This window comes from Actinomycetospora sp. 2LY8.5 (genome assembly GCF_057180585.1).
In genome coordinates, this window is record NZ_JBXUHE010000067.1 from 1 (window position 1) to 24,253 (window position 24,253).

Here is a 24,253-nt window from a genome sequence, read left to right on the forward strand (position 1 = left end):
GAGATGGTCGTCGATGTAGACGTAGAGTCCGGTCAGGAGGGTGTCCAGGTCTGTCGTCACAAACGGATCTTGGGCGCCCTCCGCCCTCCTTCCCGGCCACCACGCCGTTCGGACTTACTCGTCTAGGAGCGCTCGGTGAGCACGGGGTAGGGCACGAACGTGCTGCGGTCCTCGTCGACGTCGAGCGGGCGGCCCAGCGGCGGGAACGCCCGCTGCGGGCAGCCGAGCCGCTCGCAGGTGCGACAGCCGCTGCCGATCGGGACCGTGGTCGACCGGTCGGCCAGGTCCAGGCCCGATGAGTAGACGAGTCGCTCGGCGTGCCGCAGCTCGCAACCGAGACCGACGGCGAACGTCTTGGTCGGGCTGTTCCAGCCGCCCCGGCGGCGCGACACGGTGCGCGCGATCCAGAAGTAGCGCTGGCCGTCGGGCATCTCGGCGATCTGGGTGAGCACCCGGCCCGGTGAGGCGAACGCCTCGTAGACGTTCCACAGCGGGCAGGTGCCGCCCGAGCGCGAGAAGTGGAACCCGGTGGCCGACTGGCGCTTGGACATGTTGCCGGCGCGGTCGACCCGCACGAACGAGAACGGCACTCCGGGCAGCGACGGGCGCTGCAGCGTGCTCAGGCGGTGGCAGATCGTCTCGACGCCGACGCCGAAGTGGTCGGCGAGGCGCTCGACGTCGTAGCCGGCGTCCTCGGCGGCCCGGTGGAACGGTCGGTAGGGCAGCACGAGCGCGGCGGCCGCGTAGTGGGCGAGACCGATGCGGGTCAGCCCGCGGGTGGCGTCGTCGCCCAGCTCGTCGGCGCCGGCGGCGGCGATCTCCGCCTCGACGAGGTCCTCGAGCTCGAGCTGGGCGATCTGCGTGGCGACCCGGAACGCCCGCTGCCCGGGACGCAGGTGCGGGGCCAGGCGCAGCACGCGGTGCTCGGGGTCGAAGCGGTGCAGCTCCTCGTGCTCGTCGTCGCCCGCGTGGTCGGCCCCGACGCTGACGCGGACGCCGTGGCGTTCGGCCAGCCGGCGCACGAGCGCGCCCCGCGTCTCACCGGCGCGGACGCCGATCTCGGCGGCGACCGCCTCGGCCGCGTCGTCCAGGGACGCGATGTGGTTGCGCCGGCGGGAGAAGAAGTCGCGGACCTGCTCGTGCGCGGTCGGCGGGCGCTCGGCGGCGCCCCCGGCGACGGCCTGGCGCAACCGGTCGTGACGGGTCCGCAGCTCCACGAGGGCGCGGGCGACGGCCGGCATCCGTTCCGCCAGCTCCGCCACCTCGCTGCCGCCGACGCGGCCGTCGTCGAGTTCGTCGATCAGGGCCTCGCGGACCTCGGCGGTGAGCCGGGCGGTGTCCCGCGCGGCGAAGAAGCCCGCGTCGACCCCGAACGTCTCACTGAGCCGCAGGAGCACGGGGACGGTCAGCGGGCGCGCGTCGTGCTCGATCTGGTTGAGATAGCTGGGGGAGATCTCCAGCAGGCGGGCGAGCCCGACCTGGGACAGGCGGTGCTCCTCGCGGAGGCGCCGCAACCGGGCGCCTGCGAAGGTCTTCGCCATCGACCTGCCCCTCCCAACTGACCAGGATCGACGGTAGCGAACTCCCGCCGGCGCCGTCTTCGCCGTCTTCGCAGATCGGGCCCTCGGCCTTCGCGGGATGTGGCCCTCGGTGGCGCTCGCCGGGTCCCGCCCGGCGGTGCCAGCGTCGAGATCACGGCGCTCGGACGGCGTCGAGGAGATCGTCGAGGAGGACCGCATGAGCACCGACCCCCAGGCCACCGAGCTCGCCCGACGGTGGGCGAGCGATCCCCGCTGGCGCGGTGTCGAGCGCACGTATTCCGCCGAGGACGTGGTGCGCCTGTCGGGCAGCGTCGTCGAGGAGCACACGCTGGCCCGCCGCGGCGCCGAGCGGCTCTGGGCCGCGCTGGACCGTGAGGACTACGTCCACGCCCTGGGCGCCATGACGGGCGGCCAGGCCGTGCAGATGGTGCGCGCGGGCCTGCAGGCGATCTACCTGTCGGGCTGGCAGGTCGCCGCCGACGCCAACCTCGCCGGCGAAACCTACCCCGACCAGAGCCTCTACCCGGCGAACTCGGTGCCGAGCGTCGTGCGCCGCATCAACAACGCGCTGCTGCGCGCCGACCGGATCGCCGTGAGCGAGGCCGGCTCGGGAGACGCAGCGCAGCGGAGCTCGACCGTCGGCACGGGCGAGATCGACTGGCTGGTGCCGATCGTCGCCGACGCCGAGGCCGGCTTCGGCGGGCACCTCAACGTCTTCGAGCTGACCCGCTCGATGATCGCCGCGGGTGCCGCGGGCATCCACCTCGAAGACCAGCTGGCCTCGGAGAAGAAGTGCGGCCACATGGGCGGGAAGGTGCTGATCCCGACCTCGCAGCACGTGCGGTCGCTGAACGCCGCGCGCTTGGCCGCCGACCTCGCCGGGGTGCCGACGCTGATCGTCGCGCGCACCGACGCGCTGGCGGCGAACCTGCTGACCACCGACGCCGACGAGCGCGACCGGCCCTTCCTCACCGGGGAGCGGACCGCCGAGGGCTTCCACCGCATCCGCCACGGGATGGACTCGGCGATCAGCCGGGCGCTGGCCTACGCCCCGTACGCCGACCTCATCTGGATGGAGACCGGCACCCCCGACCTCGACGAGGCCCGGCGGTTCGCCGAGGCGGTGCACGCGCAGTACCCGGGCCAGAAGCTCGCCTACAACTGCTCGCCGTCGTTCAACTGGCGTCGCCACCTCGGCGACTCCGACATCGCGAAGTTCCAGCGCGAGCTCGGGGCCATGGGCTATGCGTTCCAGTTCATCACCCTGGCCGGCTTCCACGCCCTCAACCACTCGATGTTCACGCTGGCCAAGGGCTACGCCGAGAACGACATGGCCGCGTACGTCGACCTCCAGGAGGCCGAGTTCGCCTCGGAGGCCGACGGTTACACGGCGACGAAGCACCAGCGCGAGGTCGGCGCCGGGTACTTCGACCTGGTCGCGACCGCGGTCGACCCGGCGTCCGAGACGACCTCGCTGCGCGGGTCCACCGAGTCGGAGCAGTTCTCGTGAGCGCGCTCGGGCGGGTCGGCGTCGTCGGAGGCGGGCTCATGGGGTCGGGGATCGCCGAGGTCTGCGCCCGGGCCGGGTGCGACGTGGTCGTCGTCGAGCGCGACCCGGGCGCCGCCGAGGACGCGCGCCGGCGGGTCCAGCGCTCGCTGGACCGCGCCGTGCGCCGCGGCAAGATCACGAACGAGGAACGGGACGGCGCGCTGGTGCGTCTCGGTGTCTCCTCCGACCTCGGTGACCTCGCCGACCGCGGGCTCGTGATCGAGGCGGTCGTGGAGGACGAGGGGGTCAAGGCCGAGGTGTTCGCGACGCTGGACAAGGTCGTCACCGACCCGGCGGCGATCCTCGCCTCCAACACGTCCTCGATCCCGATCATGCGGCTCGCCACGGCGACCGACCGGGCCTCGCACGTCGTCGGGATGCACTTCTTCAACCCCGTGCCCGTCATGGGGCTGACCGAGGTGATCAGCTCGCTGCTCACCGCCACCGAGGTGCGCGGCCGGGCCGAGGACTTCGTCGGGACCACGCTCGGCAAGACCGTCGTGCGCTCCGCGGACCGGGCCGGCTTCGTCGTCAACGCCCTGCTGGTGCCCTACCTGCTGGGCGCGATCCGGATGGTCGAGTCGGGGGTCGCGACGGCCCGGGACGTCGACGCCGGCATGCGCATCGGGTGCGCCCACCCGATGGGCCCGCTCGAGCTCGCCGACCTGATCGGCCTCGACACGGTCAAGGCGATCGCCGACTCCCTGTACGCGGAGTTCGCCGAGCCGCAGTACGCGCCGCCGCCGCTGCTGTGCCGCATGACCGACGCCCGGCTGCTCGGGCGCAAGACCGCTCGCGGCTTCCACGACTACTCCGACGACGGGGGGACCCCATGAGCGTCACTTCCTTCCGGCCCGCGATGCGCCCGGCGGCGGTGAGCCGCCTGATCGCCGAGGTCGGCGGGATGAGCACCGCCGACGTCTGCGACCGGTACGGTGACCACGCGCGCCTGCTCGACCTGCCGCTGCGCTCCTTCGGGGGTCGTGCCGTGTTCTGCGGCCCGGTGCGCACCGTGAAGTGCCACCGCGACAACGCCCTGGTCGGGCAGCTGGTCGACGGGCCGGGGATGGGCTCGGTGCTCGTGGTCGACGGCAACGGATCGCTGCGCAGCGCGCTACTCGGTGACCGGCTCGCCGAACGGGCCCGCGCCAACGGGTGGAGCGGGGTGGTGGTGAACGGGGCGGTGCGCGACGTCGCCGTCCTGGAGGAGACCGACCTCGGTGTCGCGGCCCTGGGCGCCTGCCCGGAGCGCAGCAGCAAGACCGGGCGCGGGGACGTCGACGTCGACCTGGCGCTCGGCGGGGTGGCGATCCGGCCCGGCGACGTCCTCGTCGCCGACCGCGACGGCATCATCGTGCTCGACGCCGAGCGCGTCGACGCCAACCACTTCTGACCGACCCCTGGCGCGTCCGGTGACCCCTCCCGTTCGCACGGTGCCAATTCCTGCCACGCGAATCATCGTTTCCTGTGAAGTGTGCGAAGAATTCTCCAGGCGCATGACCGAATGTCGGGTGACTCGCGCCACGACGCTCGACGTGAGGTAGTTTGACGTCCTACTGTCCGGATGACAGGCTCGCCGTGAGTCATCAGGAACTGCGTCGAAATCTCGATCGGCCCGTATCGGTCCCGACTGGTCGAGTATTCTTCTCCGTGCGGGAAAAGGTGATCGCCCATGCTCGAATCGCTGGGTCATTTCGTTGCCGGCAAGCGGCTGCCCGGTGAGTCCGGTCGGACATCCGACGTCTTCGATCCCACCGCGGGTGCGGTGTCGGCCACCGTCGCGCTGGCGTCGGCGGCCGAGGTCGGGGCCGCCGTGTCCGACGCGGCCGCGGCCCAGCGGGAGTGGGCGGCGTGGAACCCGCAACGACGGGCGCGGGTGCTGCTGCGGTTCCTCGCGCTCGCCGGCGCCGAGAGCGAGTCGCTGGCGGCGATGCTCTCGGCGGAGCACGGGAAGACGCTGCCCGACGCCCGCGGTGACCTGCAGCGCGGACTCGACGTCGTCGAGTTCGCCGCGGGCGCGCCGCACCTGCTCAAGGGCGAGTTCACGGCCGACGCGGGTCCGGGCATCGACGTGTACTCACTGCGGCAGCCGCTGGGCGTCGTCGCCGCCATCACCCCGTTCAACTTCCCGGCGATGATCCCGCTCTGGAAGATCGCGCCCGCGCTCGCCTGCGGGAACGCCGTCGTGCTCAAGCCCTCCGAGCGTGATCCCTCCGTCCCGCTGCGGATCGCCGAGCTGTTCGTCGAGGCGGGGCTCCCGCCGGGCGTGCTCAACGTGGTCAACGGTGACAAGGAGGCGGTGGACACCCTCCTCACCGACCCGCGTGTCGCCGCGGTCGGCTTCGTCGGCTCCACTCCGATCGCGCAGTACATCTACGCGACGGCCACCGCGCACGGGAAGCGGGCGCAGTGCTTCGGCGGGGCCAAGAACCATGCCGTGGTCCTGCCCGACGCCGACCTCGACCAGGCGGTCGACGCGCTCGTCGGGGCGGCCTACGGGTCGGCGGGGGAGCGTTGCATGGCGGTCTCGGTGGCCGTCCCGGTCGGGGAGGACACGGCCGACGCGCTGGTCGAGCGCCTCGCCGAGCGCACCCGCACGCTGCGGGTCGGGCCGTCGACCGACGATTCGGCGGACCTCGGTCCGATGGTCACCGCGGCGGCCCGTGACCGCGTCGTGTCCTATCTCGAGGCGGGGGTCGCCGAGGGCGCCGAGCTCGTCGTCGACGGTCGCGGTCTGGTCGTTCCCGGCCACGAGTCGGGGTTCTTCCTCGGCGGATCACTGTTCGACCGGGTCGGTACCGACATGTCCGTCTATCGCGAGGAGATCTTCGGTCCCGTCCTGTCCGTCGTCCGCGCCGCGGGTTACGAACAGGCCCTCGCGCTGCCCAGCGAGCACGAGTTCGGCAACGGCGTCGCGGTATTCACGCGCGACGGGGACGCCGCCCGGGAGTTCGTGTCCCGGGTGAACACGGGAATGGTCGGCGTCAACGTTCCCATTCCGGTGCCCGTCGGTTACCACACTTTCGGTGGCTGGAAGAACTCGGGCTTCGGCGATCTCAACCAGCACGGGCCCGACGCGTTCCGCTTCTACACGAAGACCAAGACGGTGACGTCGCGGTGGCCGTCGGGTGTGCGCGAGGGCTCCAGCTTCGTCATCCCGACGATGGGCTGAGCGACGATGACCGTCCTCGCCGGCACCACCTCGTCAGACGTCGAGCTCTCCGACGAGCAGCGCTCGCTCGTCGAGGTCGCCGGGGAGTTCGCCGACGAGCACCTCGCTCCGCACGCGCTGGGCTGGGACCGTGACAAGCACTTTCCCGTCGACGTGCTGCGCAAGGCCGCGGAGCTCGGTCTCGGCGGCGTCTACGTCTCCGAGGGCTCCGGCGGGGCGGGCCTCGCGCGCGCCGACGCCGTACTGGTCTTCGAGGCGCTCTCGACCGGATGCCCGACGATCGCGGCCTACCTCTCGATCCACAACATGGCGGCCTGGATGGTCGATCGGTACGGCTCGGCCGAGCAACGCGCCACCTGGCTGCCGGGCCTGTGCTCGATGGACACGCTCGCGAGCTACTGCCTCACCGAGCCCGACGCCGGTTCGGACGCCGCTGCGTTGCGGACGACCGCGTCCCGTGACGGGGAGGTCTACGTCCTGCGCGGGGTCAAGCAGTTCATCTCCGGGGCCGGTTCCGCGGGCCTGTACGTGGTGTTCGCGCGCACCGGGCAGGGAGGTGCCCGCGGCATCAGCGCGTTCCTCGTCCCCGGCAACGCCGAGGGCCTGGAGTTCGGGCCGAACGAGCACAAGATGGGGTGGAACGCCCAGCCGACCCGCCAGGTCGTCCTCGACGGCGTACGGGTCGGCGCGGTCGACCGACTCGGCGCCGAGGGCGACGGCCTGCGCATCGCCCTGTCCGGGCTGGACGGGGGTCGCCTCAACATCGCGGCCTGCTCGCTCGGGGGTGCTCAGGCGGCGCTGACGAAGACCGTCGCGCACCTCACGGAACGGGCGGCGTTCGGCCGCCCCCTGAGCCAGCACCAGGCCCTGCGCTTCCGTGTCGCCGACATGGACACCGAGCTCGAGGCCGCCCGGCTGCTGCTGTGGCGCGCGGCGCGCGCCCGCGACCGCGGCGACGACGACGCGACCGCGCGCTGCGCGGCCGCGAAGCAGCTCGCCACGGACACGGCGTTCGACGTCGCGAACCGGGCCCTGCAGTGCCACGGCGGCTACGGATACCTGTCCGAGTACGGCCTCGAGAAGATCGTTCGCGACCTGCGGGTCCACCAGATCCTCGAGGGCACCAACGAGATCATGCGCGTGATCGTCTCGCGCGCGCTCCTGGGAGCCGAACGATGACCGATGTCCTGATCGACCGCGTCCGCTCCGTCGGGCGGATCGTCCTCAACCGGCCGAGGGCGCTCAACGCGCTCACCCACGACATGGTCCGCCGTATCCAGGACGCCCTGGACGACTGGGCCACGGACGACGGCGTCGGGCTGGTCACCATCAGCGGGGCCGGGGACCGTGGTCTGTGCGCCGGCGGCGACATCCGCTCCATCCATGACGACATCCGCGCGGGAACACGTCGCACCCTCGACTTCTGGCGCGACGAGTACAGGCTCAACGCCGCCCTGGCGCGGTACCCGAAGCCGACGGTGGCCGTCATGGACGGCACGGTCATGGGCGGCGGGGTCGGCATCTCCGGCCACGCGAGCCATCGCGTGGTGACCGAGACGAGCGTCGTCGGCATGCCCGAGGTCGGGATCGGCTTCGTCCCCGACGTCGGCGGGACCTGGCTGCTCGCCCGCGCACCCGGTGAGCTCGGCGTCCACGCCGCCCTGACCGCCGCGCGCCTCGACGCGGGCGACGCGATCGGGCTCGGGCTGGCGGACTGGTACGTGCCGCGCGCGCGCCTGGCGGCCCTCCACGGCGCGCTGGCCGACCTCGCGGTCACCGAGCACTTGTCCGACGCCGTGTCCGCGGTGGTCTCCGCGGTGGCCGAGGCGTCGCCCGACGGCCGGCTCGAGCACCACCGGCCGTGGGCCGACCCATGCTATGCGGGCGCCGAGGGTCCCGCCGAGGTCTTGCGTCGCCTCGAGCGCAGCGACCACTCCCTGGCGGCCCCGGCCGCCAAGGACATCGGACGCCACTCGCCGACGGCCGTCGCGGTCGCCCTGGAGGCGGTCCGGCGGGCCCGGGCGCTGGACTCGTTGGAATCCGCCCTGGACCAGGAGTTCCGGGTGTCGACGCGTTGCTTCTCCGCGCCGGACATGGTCGAGGGCATCCGCGCCCTGGTCGTCGACAAGGACCGCAACCCGCGGTGGACACCGTCGGCCTTCGACGCCGTCGACCCCGCCGAGGTCGATCGCTACTTCACCTCGCTGGGCTCCGAGGAGCTCGGCCTGTCCACGGGAGGGCGCACATGACCGCCGTCGCTTTCATCGGTCTGGGCCGGATGGGCCTGCCGATGGCCGTGAACCTGGTCGGCGCGGGCCACGAGGTCACCGCGTTCGACGTCGTCCCCGCGGCGACCGACGCCGCCCGGGAGCAGGGCATCGCCGTCGCCGGCTCCGGGGCCGAGGCGGTCGCCCACGTCGACGTCGTGATCACCATGCTGCCCGGCGCCCAGCACGTCCTCGACTGCTACGGCGACCCCGACCACGGCGGCGGGCGCGCCGGGGGGATGGTCGCCGCGGCCCGGCCCGGCACGCTGTTTGTCGACTGCTCCACCATCGACGTCACGTCGTCCCGCTCGGCGCACGCGCGGGCCGACGCGGCCGGGCACCGCAGCGTGGACGCGCCGGTGTCCGGTGGGGTCGTGGGTGCGGAGGCCGGGACGCTGACCTTCATGGCCGGCGGCACCGCCGAGGCCGTGGAGGCGGCTCGACCGGTCCTCGACGTCATGGGCAAGCGCGTCGTCCACTGCGGCGACCCCGGAGCCGGGCAGGCCGCGAAGATCTGCAACAACATGGTGCTCGCCTCCACCATGGTCGCCGTGAGCGAGGCGTTCGTGCTCGGCGAGGCGCTCGGGCTCGACCACCAGGCGCTCTTCGACGTCGCCGCGAACGCCTCCGGCCAGTGCTGGGCGCTGTCCACGAACTGTCCCGTGCCCGGGCCGGTGCCGACGAGCCCGGCCAACCGGGACTACACCCCCGGCTTCGCCACCGGGCTCATGCACAAGGACCTCGGTCTGGCCATGACGGCCGCGACCGAGCACGGCGTCGACACCACGATCGGCCGGACGGCGGCGGAGCTCTACGCCCGGTTCCTGGAGCACGACGGGCCGGGCCGCGACTTCTCGGCGATCATCCACGACATCCGCGAACGGAGTGCGAAGACCCGATGAGCGAGGCTCCGAGGTTCGAGGCTGCGACGATCGAGATCTCCCGGCCCGCCAGCGGCGTCGGTCAGATTCGGATCGACCGCCCGAAGGCGCTGAACGCGCTCAACCGCACGGTGATGACAGAGCTCGTCGCCGCCGCCGAGGAGATGGACCGAGATCCGGCGATCGGCGCGATCGTGATCACCGGCTCCGAGCGCGCCTTCGCCGCCGGGGCGGACATCGCCGAGATGGTCTCCACCGAGTTCGCCGACGCGTTCGTCGAGGACCTGTTCGCGGGCTGGGACGCGCTGACCCGCGTCCGCACCCCGCTGGTCGCCGCCGTCGCCGGCTACGCGCTCGGCGGCGGGTGCGAGCTCGCGATGCTGTGCGACGTGCTCGTGGCCGCGGACACCGCGGTGTTCGGGCAGCCCGAGATCAAGCTCGGGGTCATCCCCGGGATCGGTGGCTCCCAGCGCCTGACACGCGCGGTCGGCAAGGCCAAGGCGATGGACCTGTGCCTGACCGGGCGGACCATGGACGCGGACGAGGCCGAGCGCTGCGGGCTGGTCAGCCGTGTGGTGCCCGCGGCCGAGCTCCTCGAGCGAGCACTCGACCTCGCGGCCACCATCGCCGCGATGTCGCCGATCGCGACGCGAGCCGCCGCCGAGGCGGTCGACCGCGCCTTCGAGACCACTCTCGCGGAGGGCGTCCGTGGCGAGCGTCGCCTCTTCCACTCGTTGTTCGCGACGAGCGACCAGTCCGAGGGAATGACAGCCTTCCTGTCCAAGCGCTCGCCCTCCTTCACCGGGCGCTGACCCCGACCTCTGAGGAGACGCCCGTGTCACTGCCGTCGTCGCTGTCCGCGTTCGTCGCCGAGAAGTCCGGGGAGGTCGAGGGCGAGATCGTCCGAGAGGTGCGCACCCTCGGCCCGGACGACCTCGGTCCCGGCGAGGTCACCGTCCGCGTCGCCTACTCCGGTGTGAACTACAAGGACGGCCTGGCCACCACCGCGAAGGGCAAGGTCGCGCGGATCTCCCCGCTGATCCCCGGCGTCGACCTCGCCGGTGAGGTCGTCGCGTCGGACGCCGCCGACTGGTCGCCGGGGTCGCCGGTGATCGTGCACGGCTACGACCTCGGCGTCGCCCACCACGGGGGCTTCGCCGAGTACGCGCGTGTACCGGCCGACTGGGTCGTGCCGATGCCGGCCGGGCTGGACGCCCGGGCGGCGATGACCCTCGGCACGGCGGGGTTCACGGCCGCGCTGTCCGTCGCCCGACTCGTCGACCGAGGCCTCGCCCCCGGCGACGGTCCCGTCCTGGTCACCGGCGCGACCGGCGGGGTCGGTAGCACCGCGGTCTCGATGCTCGCCGGCCTGGGTCACGAGGTCGTCGCCTCCACCGGCAAGGCCTCCGCCGCCGACTGGTTGCGCGACCTCGGCGCCACCGACGTGATCGACCGTGCGGAGACCTCGGGTGAGGGCAAACCGCTCGAGTCGCAGCGATGGGCGGGCGCGGTCGACTGTGTCGGCGGGACGACGCTCGCCTACGTCCTGCGCACGCTGCGCCACGGCGGGGCGGTCGCGGCCAGCGGCAACACCGGCGGCGTCGGGCTGTCCACCACGGTCCTGCCGTTCATCCTGCGCGACGTCTCCCTCATCGGGATCGACTCGGTGCAGGTGCCGATCGCCGAGCGCGCCCGCGTCTGGGAGCGGATCGCCGGCGACCTGCGGCCCCGGGGACTCGAGGCCATCGGAGCCCGCGAGGTCGGGCTGGACGGGCTCGACGAGGCACTGGACGACGTCCTCGCCGGGCGCGCCCGGGGCCACACGCTGGTGCGGCCGGGCGCGTGACGGGCCCTCACACACCGACCGGCACCGATCGGCGCTCGGCGCCGACGTAGGTGGCCGAGGGCCGGATGAGCCGGTTGTGGGCGATCTGCTCGGCGATGTGCGCGGACCACCCGGTGATGCGGCCGAGCACGAACAGCGGGGTGAACATCGGGGTGTCGAACCCGAGCAGGCGGTAGGCCGGACCGGACGGGTAGTCGAGGTTCGGGTAGAGGTTCTTGGCCTGGAGAACCCGGTCGGCGACGACGTGGTAGGTCTCCATCATGCGTACGGCGTCGGGCGCCGCCTGGTCGACCAGGGTCTCGAGCGCGGCCTCCATCGTCGGGACGCGCGAGTCGCCGTTCTTGTAGACGCGGTGGCCGAACCCGTAGATCGTGCGCTTCTCGGCGAGGGCGCGGTCGACCCATGCGTGGGCCTCGTCGACGCTGCGAATCTCGTCGAACATCCCCATGACGGCCTCGTTCGCTCCACCGTGCAACGGGCCCTTCAGCGCACCGATCGCCGCTGTCACGGCGCTGTAGAGATCGGAGTGGGTCGAGACGACGACCCGGGCGGTGAAGGTCGAGGCGTTGAATCCGTGCTCCGCGTAGAGGATCAGCGACTGCTCCATCGCCCGGGCGGCGACGGGGTCGGGCTCGCGTCCGGTGCACATCCACAGGAAGTTCGCCACCAGCCCGAGATCGTCACGGGGCGCGACCGGGTCGAGTCCCCGGCGACGACGGACCTCCCGCGCCGTGACGGTGGGTAGGGCCGCGGTCAGCGCCAGGGCCTGCGCCCGCTGGGCCGCTTCGGTGCGGGTGTCCTCGGCCTCGTCGTCGGCGCCGAGCTGGCTGACCGCGGTGCGCAGGACGTCCATGGGATGACAGTCGGCCGGCATCCGGTCGAGCACCCCGGTCAGGGAACGGCCCAGGTGACGCCGGGACCGTTCGCGCTGGGCGAAGGAGGCGTCGGCGGCGGCGTCGGGGAGCTCGCCGGTCCACAACAGCTGTGCCACCTGTTCGAACGAGCAGCGCTCGGCGAGCTCGGTCACCGGGTAACCCCGGTACAGAAGGGCGTTGGCGTCCTGGTCGACGTGGGAGACGGTGGTCTCGTCGACCAGGACGCCGGCGAGACCGCGATGGATGTCGGGAGTGGTCATGGGGGTCCTCCGGGCAGGGGTGGTCGCGCCACCGGCCCCCGGGGCCCGCGGCGTGCTGGGTGACCGTGGTCAGCTGGTGCGGAAGCCGGCGACGGAGTCGTCGAAGGACGCGTAGGCGTCGTAGTCGAGGACCGCGTAGAGCTGGTCGCGGGTCTGCATGCGCTCGAGGAGCCCGGCCTGGGTGCCCTCGGCGGCGAGCGTGGCCAGCCCGTCGGCGACGGCGCCCATGGCCAGGCGCAGGAGGGTGACGGGGTAGATGACGACGTCGACGCCGAGATCCGTGAGCTGCTTCGCAGTCAGCAGCTCGCTGCGCCCGAACTCCGTCATGTTCGCGAGCAGCGGGACGTCGACCGCGGCGCGGAACCGCTCGAACTCCGCCGGGCCGCGCAGTGCCTCCGCGAAGATCATGTCGGCCCCGGCGTCGACGTACGCCTTCGCCCGGTCGATCGCGGCGTCCAGACCGTCGACCGCGGCCGCGTCGGTGCGGGCGCAGACGACGAAGTCGGGATCCCGGCGCGCGTCCACCGCGGCGGTGACCGTCCGGACCATCGACTCGGTGGTGCGCAGCGACTTGCCCGCGAGGTGGCCGCAGCGCTTCGGGTTCTCCTGGTCCTCGACGTGACAGCCCGCGACGCCGGCGTCCTCCAGGACCTGCGTCGTGCGGGCCACGGAGAGGGGTTCGCCGAAGCCGGTGTCGGCGTCGACGAGCGTGGGCAGGTCGGTGACGCGGGCGATCTGGCCGGCCCTCCCGGCGACCTCGGTCAGCGTCGTCAGCCCGACGTCGGGTAGCGCGAGGTCGGCCGAGACGACCGCTCCCGAGACGTACACGCCCTCGAAGCCCGCCTCGGCGATCATGCGCGCGCCGAGGGGATTCGGGGCGCCGGGCAGGCGCTGGAGGGTGTCGGAGGCGAGGCCGGCGCGGAAGGCCTTCCGGCGCTGCGAGGCCGTGGTCGTGGTGTGCAGCACGGGTGCTCCTCAGAAGAGTCCGGACGGTCCGGTGGGCAGCTCGTCGGCCGCCACGAGCGTGAGCGCCCGGACCTCCGCGGCATCGAGCTCCCCGAGGCGGTTCGCCAGGTCGAGCACGCGCTGCTGCTCACGGTCGATCAGCACGCCCTCGGACAGGGTCCGGAACTTCGCGACGTACTGCTCGCGGGCGAAAGGACGCGCACCCCGCGGGTGAGCGTCGGCGACACCGAGCTCGTCGGCGACCTCGGTCCCGTCCTCGAGGGTGATCACCACGCGCCCGCCGAACTCCGGCTCGGCACGGTGGTAGGCCTCGGTCCAGCGCGGGTCCTCCACGGTGTGGACCCGCCGCCAGAGCGCGACGGTGTCGGGGCGCGCGGCCCGCTCGGGGGCGTAGGAGCGCTCGTGGTGCCATGTCCCGTCCTGCAGGGCCACGGCGACGATGTAGGGGATCGAGTGGTCGAGTGTCTCGCGGCTGGCCTGCGGGTCGTACTTCTGCGGGTCGTTCGCGCCGGAACCGATCACGTGGTGCGTGTGGTGGCTGGTCTCGATGCGGACGTCGCGGATCTTGTCCACGTCGATGCGCTCGCGCAGCCGCCGGGCGAGGTCGATGAGCGCCTGGCTCTGGTACTCCGCCGAGTGCTCCTTGGTGAAGGTGTCGAGGATCCCGCGCCGGGCCTCCCCCGGGCCGGGCAGAGGCACCGTGTAGGTCGCCTTCGGTCCGTCCAGCATCCAGGCGATGACCCCGTCCTCGCCCTCGTAGATCGGGTTGGGAGCGCCCTCGCCGCGCATCGCGCGGTCCACCGCCTCGATCGCCACCTTGCCCGCGAAGGCCGGTGCGAAGGCCTTCCAGCTCGAGATCTCGCCCTTGCGCGACTGCCGTGTCGCCGTCGTGGTGTGCAGCGCCTGTCCCACGGCGCCCCAGATCGTCTCCGCGTCGAGGCCCAGCATCGTGCCGAGGCCGGCGGCGACCGACGGGCCGAGGTGGGCGACGTGGTCGATCTTGTGCTGGTGCAGGCAGATCGAGCGGACCAGGTCGACCTGGACCTCGTAGGCGGTGACGATCCCGGCCAGCAGGTCGGCGCCGCCGATCCCGGCGTGCTGGGCGACGGCGAGCAGCGGGGGGATGTTGTCGCCGGGGTGGGAGTAGTCGGCGGCCAGGAACGTGTCGTGGAAGTCGAGCTCGCGCACGGCCGTCCCGTTCGCCCACGCCGCCCACTCCGGCGAGACGGACGCCGTCGTGCCCCAGACCGCCGCCCCGGGAGTCGCCCGGTGGCGCAGGGCCTGGTCGCGCGCGGTGCCGGGGGCGCGGCGACCCAGCGACGCGGCCGCGACGGCGAGGTCGTCGATGACCCGGTTGACCACCATGTCGGCCACGTCGGGCTCCACCGCGACCCGCTCGGCGGCGACCTCGGCGATCTTCCAGGCCAGCTGGTCGACGCGCTCGAGTCCCTCCGCGCTGGCGTGGACGCGGACCTCGTGCTCGATCACCGGTGACTCCGTTCCCGTCGGCGTGCTCGCTCTCGCCGGCGAGCCTCCCGCGGGCGCGTGCCGCCGTCGACGCTCACCGAGGGCCAGATCGAGTCACGGACCGTGCTCACTTTGCGAAGGCGGCGAAGTCAGGCGTAGAGCTCCTCGGCGTTGCCGGCGAGCGTGAGCCGCCCCAGCTCGCCGTCGCCCATCGCCTCGGCCATGCGGGCGAGTTCGCCGGCCCGGTCACCCCACGGTTCGTCGCTGGCGAACAGCACGCGGTCGTGCCCGATCCCGCGTCGCTCGATCTCGGCGGCGAGCCAGCGGGGCGCGAACCCGATCGCCCAGCTGGTGTCGGTGTAGACCTGCTTGCCCGCGGAGATCCAGTCGAAGAACCGCCCGCCGACCAGCTTGATGTGCCCGCTCATCCCGCCGCCCAGGTGCACGAGGTGCAGCTTCACGTCGTCGGCGTAGCGCTCGACGAGCTCGCCGACCTCGTCGATGTCCGACGCCGCCCCCGGCGAGGTGTGCACGTGGACGACGCGGCCGTGCTCGCGGGCGGCGGCGAAGATCGCGTCGAGCTGGGGGCGGCAGTCGGGGTCGCTCGCGCGGCCGCCGAGCAGGAAACTGATCTTGATGACCCGGACCTCGGGCTCGGCGGCCAGCGCGACGGCCTTCGCGGTCATCTCCGCGTCCTGGGCGCGCGGCGAGGCCCAGATGCCGGCGCGGATCCGCGGGTCCTTCTGGGCGGCCTCCAGGCAGAGCTCGTTGAGCGCGAAGGAGGCGCTCGCATCCGGGACGCCGTAGTTGGGGATGGCCACGGCGAGCTCCGTGCCCTCGGCGTCCAGGTCGGCGCGCAGCTCGCCGATCGTCGCGCGGGCCGTGATGTCCGGGTTGACCGGCGGGCCTCCGTAGAAGGGGTAGGCCGGCAGTACCCCGAGGTGGCGGTGGGCGTCATGGACGGGGAGAGGCATCTCGCGAGTCCAGCAAGGGTCTGTTGCAGGGTGGTTGCGTCCGGACGACGGCGTGTGACGTGAATGGCGGTGTGCCGGTACGGACCGCCGCTCGTGAGACCGTGCCTCCCCGTGCGAACCGTGCAGGTGGTGGGGATCGGGCTGGGCGACCCGGGGCAGCTGACCCTCGACGCGGTCGACGCGCTCGGCGGGGTGGACGTCGTGGTCCTGCTGCACAAGCCCGGCCCCGCCGACGAGCTCACCGCCATCCGGGCGAAGATCGTCGAGCGCTTCGCGCCGCAGGCCCGGGTCGTCGAGCGCGACGACGCCGTCCGCGACCGGAAGTCCCCCGACTACGAGGGCGCCACCGAGCGCTGGCGCGACGAGCGGGCCGCGCTCTACGAGCAGACCCTGCTCGACGAGGTGCCCGACGGCGGCTCGTGCGCCCTGCTCGTCTGGGGCGACCCGGCGATCTACGACGGCACCGTCGAGATGCTGCACCGCCTCGACGCCCGCGGGCGGGTCGCGCTCGACTGGCGCGTCGTGCCCGGGCTGGGGGCGCCGTCGGTGCTGGCCGCGGCGCATCGCACGACGCTCACCCGCACCGCCCGCGCCGCGACGATCACGCCCGCCCGCCGGGTGCTCGACGACAGCGTCGACTCCGGCGAGGCCGACCTCGTCGTCATGCTCGACAGCGCCGCGCACCACGGCCTCGACCACCTGCCCGACGACGCCATCGTCTACTGGGGCGCCTACGTCGGGACCCCGGACGAGGTCCTGATCGCGGGGCGGGTGGGCGACGTCCGCGCCGAGATCCTCGCCGCCCGCGCCGAGCACCGGGAGCGCAAGGGCTGGCTCATGGACACGTACCTGGTGCGGCGCCGGTAGCGGATCTCGAGGAGGTCCACCCGCACGCCCGTCGCGACGTTCCGTGGCCTGGACCCGCCGCCGCGTCGGGGTGCATGGTGCGCTCGGATCTCCGGCCGGGGTGCTCAGGCCGCCGTGCGCGGCCCGATGACCGCCGAGGTCACGCCTGGGTGGGACGGACCGACGCGAGGGCCAGGTGCATCAGTGGCACGCCGCGGAACGCTGGTCGGTCTGCAACGACCGCAGGTTCCAGCGGCCCCCGCCGCCGGTCAGCACGGCGAGGGTCAACGGTGCGACGTCGACGCGCCAGGCCGCGGCGGGTCCGGCCCCCAGGGCGTGGGCGATCGCGGCGCGCACGACGGGCGGGTCGACGATCGCGAGGCCGACGGTCCGATCCTCGCGGGGCAGCGCGTCCATCCAGGCCCCGACGCGCACGACGAGCGCCGCCAGCGACTCCCCGCCGGGCGGCGCGGCGTCGGGGTCGGTCATCCAGGCCTGGAGGCCCGCGGGGTCCTCGGCGACGAGGTCGGCCGGCGAGCGCCCGGCCCAGTCGCCGGGGTGCGGGCCGGCGGGGGCGTCGCCGTCGATCTCCTGCTCCGGCAGGGCGAGCGAGGCGGTCTCCCGGCAGCGGGTCGAGGGCGCGCACCAGAGGTGTTCCGGGGTGGCCAGGCCCCGCAGCGCCGCGGCGCGGCGTCCCCCGGCGTCGAGCGGCTCGTCGGTGGGGAAGCGCGCCGCGCGGGCGGCGACGGTGGGGGCGTGGGCGAGCAGGTGCAGACGCACGGTCGCCTTCCTAGCTGCTCGCCCGGGTCTCGCGCACGAGGGCCACGACGACGGCGAGCAGCGCCAGCCCGACCGTGGGCGCCAGGATCGTCCAGGGTGCCCGCTCGACGTAGTCGAGGGAGTCGGCGAGCACCGCGCCCCACTCGGACGAGTCCGGGGCCGCGCCGAGCCCGAGGAAGCTCAGCGCGGCGATGCCGAGCGCGGCGTGCGGGACGCGCGCCAGCCCGTGGCGCGTCACCGGCCCGACGACCGCGGGCAGCACGTGGCGCCTCGCGATCCGCCACGGCGTCGCCCCGGCCAGCACGGCCGCGCGGACGTACCCCGACGCGCGCGCCTCGGTCGCGAGGGTCCGCGCGTGCACCGCCAGCGGCACCCATCCGACCGCGACGACCGCGGTCGCCGCCCCGAGCAGCCCCGGCCCGGCGATCGCGGCGATGATCAGCCCGACGACCACCGGTGGCAGCGCGTTGACGACGTCCGCCGCCCCGGCCCGCGCCGAGCGTCCGCCGACCCCGACCAGCAGCCCGATCACCAGGCAGACCGCCGTCACGGCGACCGCGGTCCCGACGGTCAGCAGCGCGCCCTGCGCGACCCGGGCCCACAGGTCGCGGCCCACCGCGTCGGTGCCCAGCGGCGCGGACCACGAGGGCGGGGCGAGGCGACGTCCGGTCGTGCCGCCATCCCTGGGGAGGCCCGCCAGGACGACCACGGCGAGCACGCCCGCCGCGGCCCAGGGTGCCCAGCGCCCGGTCCGGCCGGTCGGGAGCGGGACCCCGGTCGGCAGCTCGCCGCCCGTGCGTGCGGGCCCGAGCAGCGCGCGGTGCGCCAGCACGCCGACCCCGCCGAGCACGAGCCCGAGCAGGACCAGCAGCATCACCGCCGCCTGCGCGACGGGCAGGTCCTGGGCGAGCACGGCGTCGAGCGCCGCCGACCCGATGCCGGGGATGCCGAAGAGCTGCTCGACGGCCACGGCGCTGCCGAGCAGCCCGACGACGAGCAGCGCGATCTGCGGCGTCGCGGTGGCCACGGCGCGGCGGGCGACCCCGAGCGCGACCGTGGCCGGCGGCGTGCCCCACGAGCGCCAGGTCCGGACCCACCCCTCGGCCAGCGCCGACTCGGCCGCCGACGACAGCATCCGCGCCAGCAGCCCGCCCGCCGGCAGGCCGAGCGCGAGCGCGGGCAGCACCAGGTTGGCGGGACCGGTGAACCCGGTGCTCGGCAGCAGGCCCCAGCCGACCGCGACCACGGCGACGAGCACCGCACCGAGCACGATCTCGGGCACCGCGCCGAGCACGGACGCGGTGACCGCGCCGCCCCGGCCGGTGTCCGACGCCCCGCGACGGGCCGCCCGCCACACGCCGGGGGCGAGCAGGGCGACCGCTGCCAGGGCGGCGACGACGACGGCGCTCACGGCGAGCGTCAGCGACACCCCGAGCGACCCGGCCACCGACGGCCCGACCGGCGCGCGGGACACCCACGAGGTGCCGAGGTCGCCGGTCAGCACCCCGCCGAGCCAGCCGAGCGCCCCGGTGACGGGGTCGGCGGGCAGGTCCAGCTCGGCGCGCAGGGCCTCGAGCGCGCCCGGGTCGATGCCGCGCTCGGGGTAGCGCACGCGCAGCACGCTCGCAGCGGGATCCTCGTCCCACAGCCACGGCAGGGCGGCGACGACGACCGTCAGCACGAGCACCGCGACCGCGCCGGTGGCCAGGGGCAGCAGCCGCCGGGCGGTCGTCACGCGCGCCGCCCGGCGTGTCGCGCCGGCGAGCATGTGGTGATCCTGGCCTGGGACGCCAGCGATGCCGCATCGCTCGTACCGGGCCCCCTCATCCGCGGCGGGTTTCGTGGGTGATGAGGAACTGCTCGTCGGGGTCCTCGGCGACACCGGTGACGCCGCCCGCGACGCCGACGCGCGCCCGCTCGGTGACGTGCGGGATCACCGCGTCGGCCGACAGCACCCGGCCCTCGACCTCGAGCGCGGCGCGGCGGCGCGCTTCGACGTCGCTGGTCGCGCCGGCGGACGCGAGGAGCGCGTCGGTGCCCGGGTCGCAGTAGCGGGCCTGGTTGTAGCCGCCGGCGCAGGAGAAGTCGCTGGCCAGGTAGCCGACGGGGTCGCCGGTGTCGAGCTGCTGCGAGCGGCTGATGATCATGGCGTCGAAGGCGCCCGTGCCCAGCTGCGCCTCGAACGCCGAGCTCTCGAGCACGGTGACGTCGACGACGAAGCCGGCGCGGCGCAGCGCGTCGGCGTCGGCCGCGGCGACCTCGGGCAGCTCGGCACGGTCGGAGTACGTCGCGAGCCGGATGCGCTGGCCGGCGACGGGACCGGGCGCGGCGACGGGGTGCGGCGGCCGCGCGCCAGGAGAGACGGCCCACGGCGTCGCCGGCCCGAAGAGACCAGCCGCGGCGTCGGCGCGGCCCTCGTAGATCGTGCCGGCGACGTCGATCGGGGCGATCGCGCTCCGCACGGCGGCCCGCACCGCGGGGTCGGCGAACACCGGCGAGCGCTGGTCGAGGTAGACGGCGACGCTGCGCGGCAGCGGGACACCGACCACCTGCTGGGGCGGCGTGATCGTCGGGACCTGCGAGACCGGGATGGCCTCGGCCACGTCGAGCTCGCCGGAGCGCAGCGCGTTCGTGCGGGCGGTGCCGTCGGCGAGGAACCGGGCGTCGATGCCCGGAGCGGCGACCGGCCCCCGCCAGTACGACGGGTTCGAGGCCAGGGCCGCGCCGGTCGAGCCGTCGACCCGCTCGAGCACGAAGGGACCGGTCCCGGCGCGCACCGGGCTCGGCCGGGTCGGGTCGGCGTAGGCGTTCGGCGCGAGGATCACCAGCTCGGGCGAGGCCAGGCGCTGGGGCAGGACCGGGTCCGGCCCGGCCGTGGTGACGAGGACGCCGTCGCCGTCGGCGCGCGCGGACAGAACCGATGGTCCAGCTCCGCTTCGCTGCGTGTCCGGGGTGGATGGTCCAGCTCCGCTTCGCTGCGTGTCCGGGCGCCCGGCGTCGGCCAGTGACGCGAGCGCCCGGGGCACCGGGGTGGCCGCGGCCGCGCGGACGAGGCTCCCGGCGACGGCGTCCGGGGTCAGCGGCGAGCCGTCGTGGAACGTCACGCCGGGCCGCAGGGTGAAGCGCCAGGTGCGGGGGTCGACCTGGGTCCACGCCGTGGCCAGCGCCGGGGTCGGCCTCCCGCCGTCGAGCACCACCAGCGGCTCGGTGACCCCGAGCCGCGTCGCCAGCGTGGCCTCGTTGCCGTACGGCGACAGGCCCGAGGTCGGTGGGAAGGACAGGCCGACGCGCAGGCGGCCGTCACCTTCACCCCCTCCCGACCCGCTGAAGCACCCGGCCAGGGTGAGCCCGAGTACGGCGAGGACGACGGCCAGCCGGCGACTCATGAGCGATTCCTCTCGGTGAGAGCCATCTCGGGCGCCAGGGCCGGCACGCGGCGCACGAGGGCGCCCATGACGATCGCGCTGGCGAGGGGGAGGGCCGCGGTGACGGCCCAGGGCAGAGCGGGTGGGCCGCCGGCATCGAGCAGCGCCCCGAGCAGCGAGCTGCCACCCAGCACCGCCAGCCCGCCGGCGGAGGCGAGCACGCCGAAGTACGCGCCGAGCCTGCGCTCGCCGGCGAGGCGCCCGACGGCGTCCTGGGCCACCGGCACGACCGTCATCTGGCCGAGCGTCAGCGTGACGACGAAGACGACGGCGGGCACCGGGCCGGGCGCGTCGACGGCGACGAGCGCGGCGGTGGCGAGGAACGCGAGCGCCAGCACCGCGAACCCGATCGGCAGCGCGCGCGTGCCGACCCGGCGGCGCACGAGCTCGGCGAGCGGGAGCTGCCCGAGCACGACCATCACCGCCGAGACCACGAACAGCCCGCCCAGGAGCCCCGCCAGCCCGACGCGGTCGAGCTCGACGGGGAGCGCGAGGTAGAGCTGGTTGTAGGAGAGCAGCCAGGACGAGTAGGCGAGCGTGAACGCGAGGAAGGCGCGGTTGCGCAGCACCTCGCCCCACCCCGCGAGGATCGGCTCGTCCGCGTGCGCGGCGCGCTCGCGCGGCATCCCGCGGGCGAAGGCGACGAGCACGGCGACGAACACCCCGGCCGCGGCGAGCGTCGTCACCGCGAAGTCGACGGTCAGCAGCAGCGAGCCCAGCACCGGTCCCACGACGATCCCGACCTCGCCGGCCACGCCGAACATCGCGAACGCCTCGGACCGGGTCGGGCCGTCGGACTTCTCGACGGCCCCCGCTCGCCGCGCCAGCTCCGCCTCCACCGCGGGCGAGAAGAGCGCGGCGGCGAACCCGGTCGCGACCGTCCCGGCGACCAGCAGCGCCGGACCCTCGGCCAGCGCGAGCAGCAGGAACCCGACGATGCGCACGACGAACCCGGTGAGCGCGACCGGCCGGGTGCCGAAGCGGTCGGCGAGCACCCCGCCGAGGAAGAACAGCCCCTGCTGGCTGAACGTCCGCAGCCCCAGCAGCAGCCCGACCAGGGCGCCGCCGAACCCGAGGTCGCGCGTGAGGTGCAGCGCGAAGAACGGCAGCACCAGGTAGAAGCCGGTGTTGAACGCGAGCTGGCCCAGCACGATCAGCCGCATCGGTCGGGGCAGCTCGCCCAGGCGCCCGAGGATCGACCAGCGGCGCACCAGGTCCCTCATCCGACCGCTCCTCCTCTCAGCCCTCCCACCCGGAGCACGGCGTCGAGCAGCGCGCGGGTGGCGGCGGCGGTCGGGCGCGCGAAGACGTCGTCGACCGGCCCGGTCTCGACGACCTGTCCCGCGTCGAGGACGGCGACGTCGGCGCAGAGGCGCTGCGCGACCCCGAGGTCGTGGGTGACGAGCAGCAGCTGGGTCCCGGACGCGCGCGCCAGCTCGCCGACGAGCGTCACGAGGCGCCGCCGGGTGGTCGGGTCGACGGCGCTGAACGGCTCGTCGCCGACGAGCACGGCGGGGCGGGCGGCCAGTGCGCGGGCCAGCGCGATGCGCTGGCGCTCGCCGCCGGAGAACCCGGCGGGGCGCCGTCCCGCGACGGCGGGGTCGAGGCCGACGGCGTCGAGCAGCTCGGCGACGCGGGCGCCGTGGTCGCCGGGGACGGCGAGGCACTCCAGCGGCTCGCGGATGCTCTCTGCGACCGGCCGGCGCGGGTCGAGCGAGCTGCCGGGGTCCTGGGCGACGACGCCGACGGCTCGGCGCAGGTCCCGGGGGTCCGTGGGGGTCACCGCCTCCCCGCGGAAACGGACCGTGCCCGCGTCGGGCGCCTCGAGGGCGAGCAGCAGGCGTAGCAGCGTCGACTTGCCCGACCCGGAGGCGCCGACGACCGCGAGGTCGCGCCCGGCCGGGACCGTCAGGTCGACGCCGTCCAGGGCGAGCCGGGGGACACGGCGCCAGGGCCGGTCGCCGGGGACCGTGTAGCGGCGGACGACACCGTCCAGCGCGAACGTGGCGGTCACGCCCGCACCTCCGGCACCGACAGGCGGGCGGCGTCGACGAGCGCGCGGGTGACCTCGTGCTCCGGGGCCGCGAGGACCTCGGGCACCGGGCCGGACTCCACGACCCGCCCGCCGGCGACCACCACGACGTGCTCGCAGACCGCGGCGAGCACGCCGAGGTCGTGGGTGACCATCAGCAGCGCCGTGCCGGTGGCGGTCAGCGAACGGTCCAGACGGTCGAGCAGCGCGCGGGCGACGGGCGGGTCGAGCGCGGCGGTCGGTTCGTCGGCGACGAGCAGGCGGGGTCGGCAGGCGAGCGCGCCGGCGAGGGCGACCCGCTGGCGCTGCCCGCCCGAGAGCTGCGCGGGGCGGGCGCGGGCCAGCTCGGGCGGCAGGTCGACCTCGGCGAGCAGCTCGGCCACGCGGGCGCGGGCGGCGGCCCGGTCGAGGCCCTGGTGGCGGCGCAGCGGCCCGCCGAGCTGGCGGCCGATCGTGAGCAACGGGTGCAGCGCGACCGCGGAGTCCTGCGCGACGAGCGCGACGCCCCGCCCGCGCACCGCGGCGAGGTCGGCCTCGGACGCCCCGACGAGCTCGGTGCCGCCGACCCGGACGCTCCCGGTCGCCGTCGTCCCGGGCGGTAGCAGACCCGCGACCGCGGCCGCGGTGAGCGACTTCCCGGCGCCGGACGGTCCGACGACACCCCAGCGCTCACCGGCGCCCACCGCGAGCGTCAGCCCGTCGACGAGCGTCGTGCCGGCGGCCGCGAGGCGGACATCGCGGACGTCGGCGGCCGGTGCGGACATCATCGGCCGCGACCCTAGGTGCTTCCCGCCGTGCAGGAGCAGCTGCGCAGGGTGGCCTGCAACGCAGAGGTCGCACGCGCATGCGTGCACCTGTTGCCAAGGAGGGGCGTGACACGGTCCGCGATCGGTCGCTCACGAGACGAAATGTCCAGTTCAGAGCGTATAGCTCATCACATGCTCAGGCGTTGACGCTCCGATCGTCCGCGACCTACGGTCGTCCGGTCTCCGTCAATGTGACGGTGGCGTCGTCATGCTCGTGACAAGGAGAACCCCGTGACCACTGCCGGTGCCGTCGCCCGCGCCCGGGCCACCGCCATCCCCGCGTCGGAGACGCTGCCGTGGCTGATCAGCGCCGTCGTCGTCGGTCTGCTCCTCTACTACTTCATCGGCGTCGACGAGGGCGCAGTGTCGATCTTCGGTGACACCAGCGTCATCCACGAGTTCGTGCACGACGCCCGTCACTTCCTCGGCTTCCCCTGCCACTAGACCGTATGGAGGCCGGCGCCTCCGCTCGTAAGTTGGCGCGGGTCACCGTCGTTGGTGGCGGTGCCGCATTTACGAGGGAGGCGCCGGTGCCTGGCGAGGGTAGTTGGATCGGGTTGGACGTT

At 74.2% G+C, this 24,253-nt stretch carries 22 protein-coding genes; 11 read left to right on the top strand and 11 right to left on the bottom strand.

Annotated elements, in window-relative coordinates; translation table 11 throughout:
* Positions 1–122: 122 nt before the first annotated feature.
* Positions 123–1,541 (bottom strand): short-chain fatty acyl-CoA regulator family protein, encoded by a 1,419-nt coding sequence (locus AC2A1K_RS33920; protein ID WP_483900762.1) that lies wholly within the window; start codon positions 1,539–1,541, stop codon positions 123–125.
* Between the two features lie 196 nt (positions 1,542–1,737).
* On the opposite strand from AC2A1K_RS33920, the gene aceA reads away from it, so the two are divergent.
* The 9 genes from aceA (at position 1,738) to AC2A1K_RS33965 (ending at position 11,256) form a co-directional block, all read left to right on the top strand.
* On the top strand, positions 1,738–3,051 hold the full coding sequence (gene aceA, locus AC2A1K_RS33925) for an isocitrate lyase (protein ID WP_483900763.1): 1,314 nt from the start codon (positions 1,738–1,740) through the stop codon (positions 3,049–3,051).
* Positions 3,048–3,926 (top strand): 3-hydroxybutyryl-CoA dehydrogenase, encoded by an 879-nt coding sequence (locus AC2A1K_RS33930; RefSeq protein ID WP_483900764.1) that lies wholly within the window; start codon positions 3,048–3,050, stop codon positions 3,924–3,926. The genes aceA and AC2A1K_RS33930 overlap by 4 nt, the downstream gene beginning before the upstream one ends.
* Positions 3,927–3,994: 68 nt before the next feature.
* A complete protein-coding gene (gene rraA / locus AC2A1K_RS33935; RefSeq protein ID WP_483900783.1) occupies positions 3,995–4,483 on the top strand; it encodes a ribonuclease E activity regulator RraA in 489 nt (162 codons plus the stop codon).
* 279 nt (positions 4,484–4,762) lie between these two features.
* The gene (locus AC2A1K_RS33940; protein WP_483900765.1) at positions 4,763–6,262 is read left to right on the top strand and encodes a CoA-acylating methylmalonate-semialdehyde dehydrogenase; all 1,500 of its coding nucleotides are present in this window, start codon (positions 4,763–4,765) and stop codon (positions 6,260–6,262) included.
* 6 nt (positions 6,263–6,268) lie between these two features.
* Positions 6,269–7,441 carry an acyl-CoA dehydrogenase family protein gene (locus AC2A1K_RS33945; RefSeq protein WP_483900766.1) on the top strand — a complete coding sequence of 391 codons (1,173 nt, stop codon included), beginning with the start codon at positions 6,269–6,271 and terminating at the stop codon, positions 7,439–7,441.
* Positions 7,438–8,511, top strand: a complete 1,074-nt coding sequence (locus AC2A1K_RS33950) for an enoyl-CoA hydratase/isomerase family protein (RefSeq protein WP_483900767.1) — start codon at positions 7,438–7,440, stop codon at positions 8,509–8,511. The genes AC2A1K_RS33945 and AC2A1K_RS33950 overlap by 4 nt, the downstream gene beginning before the upstream one ends.
* Positions 8,508–9,431, top strand: coding sequence for a 3-hydroxyisobutyrate dehydrogenase (mmsB, locus tag AC2A1K_RS33955; RefSeq protein WP_483900768.1), 924 nt, complete (start codon positions 8,508–8,510; stop codon positions 9,429–9,431). The genes AC2A1K_RS33950 and mmsB overlap by 4 nt, the downstream gene beginning before the upstream one ends.
* A complete protein-coding gene (locus AC2A1K_RS33960) occupies positions 9,428–10,222 on the top strand; it encodes an enoyl-CoA hydratase (protein WP_483900769.1) in 795 nt (264 codons plus the stop codon). Before mmsB ends, AC2A1K_RS33960 begins: the two co-directional genes overlap by 4 nt.
* A 23-nt stretch (positions 10,223–10,245) precedes the next feature.
* Positions 10,246–11,256 (top strand): oxidoreductase, encoded by a 1,011-nt coding sequence (locus tag AC2A1K_RS33965; RefSeq protein WP_483900770.1) that lies wholly within the window; start codon positions 10,246–10,248, stop codon positions 11,254–11,256.
* 7 nt (positions 11,257–11,263) lie between these two features.
* On the opposite strand, the gene AC2A1K_RS33970 is transcribed toward AC2A1K_RS33965, so the two are convergent.
* The 4 genes from AC2A1K_RS33970 to AC2A1K_RS33985 all read right to left on the bottom strand — a co-directional run bounded on the left by AC2A1K_RS33970 (position 11,264) and on the right by AC2A1K_RS33985 (position 15,798).
* Complete coding sequence (locus AC2A1K_RS33970; RefSeq protein WP_483900771.1) at positions 11,264–12,391, bottom strand: bifunctional 2-methylcitrate synthase/citrate synthase; 1,128 nt, start codon at positions 12,389–12,391, stop codon at positions 11,264–11,266.
* A gap of 69 nt (positions 12,392–12,460) precedes the next feature.
* Positions 12,461–13,357: a methylisocitrate lyase gene (prpB, locus tag AC2A1K_RS33975; RefSeq protein WP_483900772.1), complete on the bottom strand. Its 897-nt coding sequence runs from the start codon at positions 13,355–13,357 to the stop codon at positions 12,461–12,463.
* Between the two features lie 9 nt (positions 13,358–13,366).
* The gene (locus AC2A1K_RS33980; protein ID WP_483900773.1) at positions 13,367–14,845 is read right to left on the bottom strand and encodes an MmgE/PrpD family protein; all 1,479 of its coding nucleotides are present in this window, start codon (positions 14,843–14,845) and stop codon (positions 13,367–13,369) included.
* 128 nt (positions 14,846–14,973) lie between these two features.
* A complete protein-coding gene (locus AC2A1K_RS33985) occupies positions 14,974–15,798 on the bottom strand; it encodes an amidohydrolase family protein (RefSeq protein WP_483900774.1) in 825 nt (274 codons plus the stop codon).
* 111 nt (positions 15,799–15,909) lie between these two features.
* Here AC2A1K_RS33985 and cobF point away from each other — a divergent pair, with 111 nt between their 5' ends.
* Positions 15,910–16,665 carry a precorrin-6A synthase (deacetylating) gene (cobF, locus tag AC2A1K_RS33990; RefSeq protein ID WP_483900775.1) on the top strand — a complete coding sequence of 252 codons (756 nt, stop codon included), beginning with the start codon at positions 15,910–15,912 and terminating at the stop codon, positions 16,663–16,665.
* A gap of 180 nt (positions 16,666–16,845) precedes the next feature.
* On the opposite strand, the gene AC2A1K_RS33995 is transcribed toward cobF, so the two are convergent.
* The 6 genes from AC2A1K_RS33995 to AC2A1K_RS34020 are packed head-to-tail and all read right to left on the bottom strand — an operon-like array spanning position 16,846 to position 23,648.
* Complete coding sequence (locus AC2A1K_RS33995) at positions 16,846–17,424, bottom strand: histidine phosphatase family protein (protein ID WP_483900776.1); 579 nt, start codon at positions 17,422–17,424, stop codon at positions 16,846–16,848.
* A gap of 10 nt (positions 17,425–17,434) precedes the next feature.
* Positions 17,435–19,192, bottom strand: a complete 1,758-nt coding sequence (locus AC2A1K_RS34000) for an ABC transporter permease subunit (RefSeq protein ID WP_483900777.1) — start codon at positions 19,190–19,192, stop codon at positions 17,435–17,437.
* 55 nt (positions 19,193–19,247) lie between these two features.
* A complete protein-coding gene (locus AC2A1K_RS34005) occupies positions 19,248–20,810 on the bottom strand; it encodes an ABC transporter substrate-binding protein (protein WP_483900778.1) in 1,563 nt (520 codons plus the stop codon).
* Entirely contained in the window at positions 20,807–22,072 is a 1,266-nt protein-coding gene (locus AC2A1K_RS34010) for an MFS transporter (RefSeq protein ID WP_483900779.1), read from the bottom strand. The genes AC2A1K_RS34005 and AC2A1K_RS34010 overlap by 4 nt, the downstream gene beginning before the upstream one ends.
* Positions 22,069–22,863 carry an ABC transporter ATP-binding protein gene (locus AC2A1K_RS34015; protein WP_483900780.1) on the bottom strand — a complete coding sequence of 265 codons (795 nt, stop codon included), beginning with the start codon at positions 22,861–22,863 and terminating at the stop codon, positions 22,069–22,071. Before AC2A1K_RS34015 ends, AC2A1K_RS34010 begins: the two co-directional genes overlap by 4 nt.
* Positions 22,860–23,648, bottom strand: coding sequence for an ATP-binding cassette domain-containing protein (locus AC2A1K_RS34020; RefSeq protein WP_483900781.1), 789 nt, complete (start codon positions 23,646–23,648; stop codon positions 22,860–22,862). Before AC2A1K_RS34020 ends, AC2A1K_RS34015 begins: the two co-directional genes overlap by 4 nt.
* A gap of 270 nt (positions 23,649–23,918) precedes the next feature.
* On the opposite strand from AC2A1K_RS34020, the gene AC2A1K_RS34025 reads away from it, so the two are divergent.
* Positions 23,919–24,131: a CbtB domain-containing protein gene (locus AC2A1K_RS34025; protein ID WP_483900782.1), complete on the top strand. Its 213-nt coding sequence runs from the start codon at positions 23,919–23,921 to the stop codon at positions 24,129–24,131.
* Positions 24,132–24,253 lie beyond the last annotated feature (122 nt).

Coding starts and splice junctions, on each gene's coding strand:
- AC2A1K_RS33920 (WP_483900762.1), bottom strand. CDS start 1,541: ATGGCGAAGACCTTCGCAGGCGCCCGGTTGCGGCGCCTCCGCGAGGAG.
- aceA (WP_483900763.1), top strand. CDS start 1,738: ATGAGCACCGACCCCCAGGCCACCGAGCTCGCCCGACGGTGGGCGAGC.
- rraA (WP_483900783.1), top strand. CDS start 3,995: ATGAGCACCGCCGACGTCTGCGACCGGTACGGTGACCACGCGCGCCTG.
- AC2A1K_RS33940 (WP_483900765.1), top strand. CDS start 4,763: ATGCTCGAATCGCTGGGTCATTTCGTTGCCGGCAAGCGGCTGCCCGGT.
- AC2A1K_RS33945 (WP_483900766.1), top strand. CDS start 6,269: ATGACCGTCCTCGCCGGCACCACCTCGTCAGACGTCGAGCTCTCCGAC.
- AC2A1K_RS33950 (WP_483900767.1), top strand. CDS start 7,438: ATGACCGATGTCCTGATCGACCGCGTCCGCTCCGTCGGGCGGATCGTC.
- mmsB (WP_483900768.1), top strand. CDS start 8,508: ATGACCGCCGTCGCTTTCATCGGTCTGGGCCGGATGGGCCTGCCGATG.
- AC2A1K_RS33960 (WP_483900769.1), top strand. CDS start 9,428: ATGAGCGAGGCTCCGAGGTTCGAGGCTGCGACGATCGAGATCTCCCGG.
- AC2A1K_RS33970 (WP_483900771.1), bottom strand. CDS start 12,391: ATGACCACTCCCGACATCCATCGCGGTCTCGCCGGCGTCCTGGTCGAC.
- AC2A1K_RS33985 (WP_483900774.1), bottom strand. CDS start 15,798: ATGCCTCTCCCCGTCCATGACGCCCACCGCCACCTCGGGGTACTGCCG.
- AC2A1K_RS34000 (WP_483900777.1), bottom strand. CDS start 19,192: ATGCTCGCCGGCGCGACACGCCGGGCGGCGCGCGTGACGACCGCCCGG.
- AC2A1K_RS34005 (WP_483900778.1), bottom strand. CDS start 20,810: ATGAGTCGCCGGCTGGCCGTCGTCCTCGCCGTACTCGGGCTCACCCTG.
- AC2A1K_RS34010 (WP_483900779.1), bottom strand. CDS start 22,072: ATGAGGGACCTGGTGCGCCGCTGGTCGATCCTCGGGCGCCTGGGCGAG.
- AC2A1K_RS34020 (WP_483900781.1), bottom strand. CDS start 23,648: ATGATGTCCGCACCGGCCGCCGACGTCCGCGATGTCCGCCTCGCGGCC.